The 5630-nt window shown below is 41.5% G+C and carries 3 protein-coding genes and 1 pseudogene; all 4 read right to left on the bottom strand.

The genetic code is table 11. The features are described 5' to 3' along the window. A pseudogene (locus tag ACTNES_RS19145) lies at positions 1-1756 on the bottom strand (DNA methylase); the annotation flags it as partial. Positions 1757-1955: 199 nt separating this feature from the next. Further along, a complete protein-coding gene (locus ACTNES_RS19140) occupies positions 1956-2057 on the bottom strand; it encodes a putative holin-like toxin (protein ID WP_015524590.1) in 102 nt (33 codons plus the stop codon). A gap of 130 nt (positions 2058-2187) precedes the next feature. After that, complete coding sequence (locus ACTNES_RS19135; protein ID WP_118511759.1) at positions 2188-2658, bottom strand: helix-turn-helix domain-containing protein; 471 nt, start codon at positions 2656-2658, stop codon at positions 2188-2190. Positions 2659-2721: 63 nt separating this feature from the next. Then, positions 2722-5630 (bottom strand): SpaA isopeptide-forming pilin-related protein (locus ACTNES_RS19130; RefSeq protein ID WP_441040406.1); only part of this gene is annotated, 2909 nt, incomplete at its 5' end.

The following is a 5630-nucleotide window of genomic DNA, read 5'->3' as shown; positions in this document are numbered from 1 at the left end:
CTTTCATATAGGCAAGAGCCTGGGCGTGTTCTTTTACTGCATTACTTCTTGCCGCATCCAATACAGACTGCGGTGCATATTCACCCTGGTCTAAAAGCTGATGGATACGTCCGCTGACATCTTCCCATGATAAAAATGCCTTATCTAAGATATGGTCTGTAACCGTATGCCCTACTGCGATCTGCATCCCGGTTTCATCAAACCAGACTGAATATTCATTTCCATCAATCTGAAAACCTTTTCCACCTTTACGGTATTCACGCTTCACAAACTCCGTATATTCCTCCGGTGTCTGTTCACTCATGAAATTATAGATGATCCGGAGCTGGCTGGCTTTCCGGTTTCCTCCTGTCCGTAAGATCTCATCGACAACTTCCTCTGGAATCGGGATTTCTCCGGCATAAAGGGCAGCTGCCCTTTTCTCGATCTGCCGTCTTTGTTCATCTGCGGTAGGATATTCGGGCAAAGATAAAGCAGAGGCGATCTCTTCCTCTGCTTTACTCAATCCATCTTCTCTTGTATCTTCGACTAACTGTATACCAATTCCGTCAAGATGCTCTCTTCCGCTGTTGCCATCAGTGCGTTCATGTGTGCTGTCCATGCCATCGGATCTGCTTCCTTGTCCGGTGCCGGATTCTTCTCCAGTAATTTCTCCATCTGGCTGTCCATTCTCTCCTGTGCTGCTTTCTCGACCTGTTCCAGATGGCTGTTCAGCTTCCCGGTCAGGAACAGGCTCTGATAAAGGCTGTTCTTGTGTTCTTTCAGAAATGTCCTCCGCAGCATCCCATATTTCCCGATCGTCACTTCTTCCTCTTCGACGGTCAGATTCGGAAACAGATAATCTCCCTTGCGATGATATGTCAATTCCATAATCGGTTCCTCCTTCATTTTCAATATTTTCTTCTTTTTTCGTTTCTGCATCCTGGTATTTGATTTCACGAATTAACGTGGTAAAGTTATTATAATTCCTTTCATTGGAATTTTCAACCTCTTTTCTCGCTTCTTCCAGAGAAATTTTATGTACGTTCTTTCCAATATCAATCAGAATACTCTCACTGAGCTGGCTTGCCGCATTTCCAAGGAAGGTGAGAACTGACAGACGGTTATAATCTGTGATATGCATGAAGTCCTCTTCTTCCAGAAGTTCCATCGGGTCAAGCCCGCATCGCCTGGAAAGCAGATAGTAAACACTGTCTGTTGCCAGCTGACGAAAATCACTGCGGATCGTCACCTCATCCAGATCTTCCAGATAAGTACCTTCTACAGCATATTCCAATCCATCCAGGTATTCCTCCAGATTGTCATTGACCATTTCCCTTGCGACCGCCATCAATGCGTCCTGCAAAGTTGCCGCATCCTTTTCTTCCAGAGCATAGACTTCTGCCAGATGGGTGAGGATCTCTTCTCTCTGGTGTTCCTGCATCTTCCAAAGATACGGGCTTCTGCCTCCGGCTACCATGTGGGTATCCGAAATATCAAACACATAACGAAGTTTGGTATTCTGCCAGGTTTCATCAAACAGGGCAATTCCTCTTGCACCACGATTTACCCAGCGTAACATCTTTTCATTCCATAGTTCCAGTGATGCACAGGCTGTTGCGTCTGGACGCTGTGCATGGATCAGAAGCTGGTCTGAAAAAGAATAACGATATAACCTTGATGCTGTGTCCATATAATCCATCCAATCCCCTGGCGAACTGCTCACTGATACGGCATGTTCCTGTACCAAGTTTCGGATGTCCTGTAGTTTAGACATTTAACTTCCCTCCTGTCAATAAAAAAGCAGCCCACTCTTTTTAGAATTGGCTGCATAAAATGTACTTTACTTTTCGGAGAGAAAATGCTATATTCTAATTGAAAAGAGTAACCGCCCACAAGGTGGATGCTCCTGGATTAGGTTTTAATTTATTTTGCTCTCAAAGAGAGCTGCCTATCCTGTTGGCAGACAGGGTAGGCTATTTTTTTCGCTTGTTGTCCCTATTATCCAAATAGGCAAGCAAAGCAATCAGAAACGTACCGCCTAAGAACAATAAGCTCAAGACTTCGTATGTATCCATTCGCTCCACCTCCCTTCTTCTGTATCCCTTAACGGAATCTGAAAATCCAGGAGGTTTTTACCAACCCTGTACACGGTTGCTCCAGTAATATTCTAACAGGTAACTCTCCGCAAAGCAATTCCTTTTTACTTCATACGGTTTTATATTCTGTTTTTCTCTTATCCTCTGGCCAATGCAGTTTCCATTCCAGATATTCCTCTTCTGTAATTCTTCCATCGCCCAGTTTCTGCTTTTTCCCCATCCATTCCTGCAGATAAGACATTGTTTTTTTATCCCTCATTGTGATTCCAACTATTTCACTTTCTGAATCATTTAGCAGGAACAGATGAAAAAGCCCTCTATTTTCTTCATCCATCCAGAATAAAGTTTCCATTAATTCGTCCATTGTCGCAATTCCAGGACTTAAAAAATTTCGGACATCAACTTCCAATATTTCTGCTATCCGGATAAGCGTTTCCTGCTTCGGTGTACGCTGTCCACTTTCATATTGGGCGATTCTCACATCCGCACTACTTTCCCCATATCCTAACCTGCGTCCCAATTCCTTTTGAGTTATGTTGCGAAACATACGGATTTTTCTTATTCTTGCTCCTAATTTCAATTTCTTCTCCTTTTCAAAATGGGGCTGTGCAGTAACCACAGCCCCAGAACACTATTTATATTATCATTTGCGTTTTCTCTTAACTGTCACTACAGTTCCCAGACATCCTGCTGATACTGCAAGCGCCAACACAAAAATAGCAATATTTGTATTATCTCCTGTTTTTGGTGAACTGGATACGGAAGTCGCATCAGAACTATGGGAAACAGGAGTGCTGCCTTCCTGATTTTCTGATGTTTCTGGAGTATCTTTTTCCGGAGCTTTCTCATTTGTCAGATCCAGAGTATATTCAATCACAGGAGTACGGTCATTGACATACTCAAACTGAATTTTATGCTCTGTTTCATCAAGCTGATATCCATCCAGTGTTTTTGTTTCTTTCAGGATGTATGTGATTGCTTTTTTATACTGCCCATTCTTAAAAGTCGCAATCGGATAATTCTTTGATTCTGAATGACCGGCACTGTCTGTTACCAGAGTTTCCAGAACTTTACCTTTACTGTCACAAAGGGCAAATTCTACACCTTTCATTGGCTTCTTGGTGTCTTTATCTGTTTTATTTAAGATTACCTTGCCCATTGCCTGTTCATCTTCCATTTTGGCTCCCTGAACATCTCCGGTGTCCTTAACCTCAAATGTCACTTTATTTGCCACAATGTAACCCTTCGGTGCTGTTTCCTCCAATAATGTATAAGTACCGATTGGAAGTTTCTCTACATAATGGGGCTGATCACCAGATGTCCAGCTTTCCATAACTTCCTGGTTTTCATTAAGAATATACAGTTTAGCACCTTTTACCTCGCTGCTTCCATCTGTCATATCAATTTTACTGATCAGAATTTTTGTTGTATCATCCTGCATTTCTACTTTCTGTATATCTGCAGTATTTTCTACTACAAACGTAATGGATTCTGCAGTTGCATAACCATCAGCAGGAATTGTCTCTGTTAATGTATATTTCTTTCCAACTTCCAGTTCCTTAATGATGTGTGGTGTGCTTCCGGATGTCCACTCATCCACAACGTTTCCCTCTGAATCGGATACTTTCAGTTTTGCACCTGGTAATTCTTCCCCGGTTGTAATATCTGATTTTGTGATTTCAAAAGTAGTTGGCTCATCTTCATAAGTGAACTCAAAGGATACTTCTGCAACCTCTTCTCCCGCATAAGCAAAATCAAATTTCTTGATTTCTTCTGTTGTCACAAATCCAGCAGGAGCCTGCACTTCTTTTACATAGTAGCTGCCATTGATTGGAAGATCTGCCGTAAATACAATCCTTCCATCCTGATCCGTAGCTTTCTGCTCGATCATGGTATCTGCTTTCAGGATTACTTCGCCTTCTGCATTTAAAATATCATTCTTTGTATAAAGTGCAAATACTCCGCCTTCCAGAACACGGTCTGTATTTTTTTCTTTCTTAACTACAGTTACTTTTGCTTTCTGGCGGTTATTCTGCCAGTCCTCATCATAAGTCACAACCGGAGTATTCTGATCACGATAAGTCAGATCAACCTCTCTGATTTCTCCATCCAGAACATATCCATCCGCCGTCTCTTTTTCCTTTACATAATATTTGCCTAAAGGAAGATCTTCTGATCTTGCATATCCAAGAGCATCTGTCGTAATTGTTGCTACCAGTTCGTCCTTTTTATAATAATCACTGCTTTCCCCATCTGCAGCCTTGATATCCTCCGCTGCATAAATTTCAAAAGTAACATCTTTCAAAGAACCTGTAACATAGCCAAATGCTGCGTCCATGCCGCCTGCCAGCATATCTTTCCAGGTAACTTCTTTGACAAATTCACCTTTTTTATTGATGATGATTCGTCCAACCGGAACAGCATCCTTCATTTCTACTTTTTGAACATCTGCAGTATCAGAAACTGTAAATTTCACTTCCTCCGCCTGCAGATAACCATATGGTGCAAACTCTTCCCGAAGTGTGTAGGTTTTTCCCACATGGAGTCTTTTTATTACATGAGCTTTTCCTTTTACAGAAGTCCATTTTTCTACTTCTTTTCCGTCTGAATCCAAAACCGTCAGTGTTGCTCCGTCAAGTTCCACACCTGTTGTAATATCTGATTTCGTAAATTCAGTTGTTGTCGGCTCATTCTTAAAAACGGTTTCCAGTTTTACTGTTTTTACTTCCTGTCCCTGATATTTCGCAGTCACCTCAATCTGCTCATCTGAAGATACAAAACCATCTGGTGCTGCCAGTTCTTTTATATAATAAGTTCCAAATGGCAGATCCTGCTCAAAAACAGTTTTTCCATCTTCACCTGTTACCGCTTTTGTAAGCAGTTCGTCTGCTTTTACCAGTACCTTATCCCCTGCTTTTATATCCTCTTTTGCGTAAAGACCAAACTCTGCTCCAGAAAGCCCTTTCTCATTTTCAGCATCTTTTTTCACAACTGACACTTCTACTTTCTGGCGGTCATTTATAAACTCTGCACTCTGTGAGATCACTGGTGTATCCTGGTCTGCATAGACGAAAGAAATCTTCTGTTCTTCTTCATTTAATACAAATCCCTCCGGTGCAGTCTTTTCTACAACTTTGTATTCTCCTAGAGGCAGATTATCAAGCTCTGCTTTTCCGGATTCATCCGTTGTCAGTTCTGCAACTTTTTCACCCTTTGCATATTTCAGGATTCTTTTTCCTGTGTCATCTTTCTGGAAATCAGCTGTATAAATATCCTCTGCAGCATACACTTCATATACTGCACCGGAAAGATTCTGAACTTCATACTTAAAATCATTCTTATAGGTCGAAAGAACCTCTCCTTTTTTCTGTACAGTGAGTTTTCCTTTCACCGGATGATTCTCATATACAACTTCAATGATTGCATCACCTGATACCGGATCAGTCTGATACAGGGTATTGGTGTCCACCTGTATTTCGACATAATTTTTGTTAATGGTATAACCGTCCGGTGCTGTTACCTCTTCGTTTCTATAATGACCGATTTTTAAAT

The sequence above is a fragment of the Blautia sp. HCP3S3_D9 genome, from assembly GCF_052063845.1.
Lineage (GTDB): Bacteria > Bacillota > Clostridia > Lachnospirales > Lachnospiraceae > Blautia_A.
Note: the sequence above shows the minus strand (reverse complement) of the source record. Positions and strands in the feature narration are given on the sequence as shown.

Excerpts from the sequence above, each read along its gene's own strand:
- ACTNES_RS19140 (WP_015524590.1), bottom strand. The coding sequence starts at position 2,057 with ATGGATACATACGAAGTCTTGAGCTTATTGTTCTTAGGCGGTACGTTT.